At 58.2% G+C, this 1,554-nt stretch carries 2 protein-coding genes; both read left to right on the top strand.

Going from position 1 to position 1,554, the window contains the following annotated elements; all coding sequences use genetic code 11:
* A partial coding sequence (gene rfbG, locus ABDB84_RS19975) for a CDP-glucose 4,6-dehydratase (RefSeq protein WP_345921543.1) occupies positions 1-1,095 on the top strand: 1,095 nt, incomplete at its 5' end.
* 8 nt (positions 1,096-1,103) lie between these two features.
* The gene (locus tag ABDB84_RS19970) at positions 1,104-1,400 is read left to right on the top strand and encodes a hypothetical protein (RefSeq protein ID WP_345921542.1); all 297 of its coding nucleotides are present in this window, start codon (positions 1,104-1,106) and stop codon (positions 1,398-1,400) included.
* Positions 1,401-1,554 lie beyond the last annotated feature (154 nt).

Here is a 1,554-nt window from a genome sequence, read left to right as displayed (position 1 = left end):
GTGGAAATGAGTCAGTCTTCGTTGCAAGCATTCTGGCGCGGCAAGCGTGTTTTCCTGACCGGGCACACCGGCTTCAAGGGGAGCTGGCTCAGCTTGTGGTTGCAAAGCCTGGGGGCTGAGCTCACGGGGTTCTCGCTTGAGCCGCCGTCGCAGCCAAGCCTGTTTGATGCGGCGCATGTGGCCGAAGGCATGCGGTCGTTGCACGGCGACATTCGTGATCTTGCGGCGCTGCAGGCTGCCATGACGGCTGCGCAGCCGGACGTCGTCATCCACATGGCGGCACAGTCGCTGGTGCGTTATTCATATGTGCATCCGGTCGAAACCTATGCCACCAACCTGATGGGCACAGTGAACGTGCTTGAAGCCGTGCGCCATACCCCGTCTGTGCGCGCTGTCGTGGCAGTGACGACCGACAAGTGCTACGAGAATCGCGAGTGGCCCTGGGGTTATCGCGAGAACGAAGCCATGGGTGGCTACGATCCCTATAGCAACAGCAAGGGCTGCGCCGAATTGGCCGTGGCGGCTTATCGTTCTTCCTACTTCAATCCTGCGCGCTTTGCTGAACACCGCGTGGCGCTTGCGTCGGTGCGTGCCGGCAATGTGATCGGTGGTGGTGATTGGGCGCAGGATCGCCTGGTCCCGGATATCCTGCGTGCTTTCGAAGCGGATCAGCCTGTGCGCATCCGCAATCCGCACGCCATTCGACCCTGGCAGCATGTGCTTGAACCGCTGCGCGGCTATATGGTACTGGCACAGCGCCTGTTTGAAAGTGGTACCGAGTTTGCCGAAGCCTGGAACTTCGGACCGCTCGACGAGGACGCACGTCCGGTGGGCTGGATCGTCGACAAGATGATCGGCTTGTGGGGAGAAAATGCGCGCTCCCGGATTGATGCCGGTGAGCATCCGCACGAAGCCAGCTATCTCAAGCTCGACATCTCCAAGGTGCGCAGCCGTCTGGGCTGGCATCCGGCGCTGCGCCTTGAAGAAGCACTGGCGCTGATTGTCGACTGGGCTAAGCAAGGCCGCGCTGGCGCGGATATTCGCGCCTTGACGCAATCACAGATTCATACCTATCAATTGATGACCGAGGCTTGATTCACTCCATGCAGAACAGCAAGACACAGGTTCTGTACGAACAGATTGCCAAACCGCTGCGTGGCAAAGCACCGGTGAGTCGCATCGAAAAGTTGCAGTACCTTGATCAGAATAAGGTCGGTGCGCGTCTGCTGTTCGCGGGCAATTTGACGCGTCAGCCTTACATGCCGGGGCGCAATTACGGCATCAGTGGTGAGCTGATAAATACCTACGTCATCATGAATAATACGTTCTGGATCGGCATGCAGCCGGCCCTGACGCGCAGCATGCTGGAGTTGCCGCGAGCAAGATCGAGGCTTACCTGAGTGTGAATTTCGACTGAGTTTGGTGCAGCGCTTGACGCTGCACATATATCTGACGGGAAGATGGCATGACGATGATCAAATACAGCGATCTGCTTGCCAAATGGCTGGTTGAGGCAGGCTATAGCAAGTGTTTTTCACTCGGTGGTGGGAACAT

It is taken from the genome of Uliginosibacterium sediminicola (assembly GCF_039631295.1).
Lineage (GTDB): Bacteria > Pseudomonadota > Gammaproteobacteria > Burkholderiales > Rhodocyclaceae > Viridibacterium > Viridibacterium sediminicola.
This window is presented reverse-complemented; position numbering and strand designations above follow the sequence as displayed.

Bases quoted from the DNA above. Each gene is read 5' to 3' on its own strand.
- ABDB84_RS19970 (WP_345921542.1), top strand. From the start codon at position 1,104: ATGCAGAACAGCAAGACACAGGTTCTGTACGAACAGATTGCCAAACCG.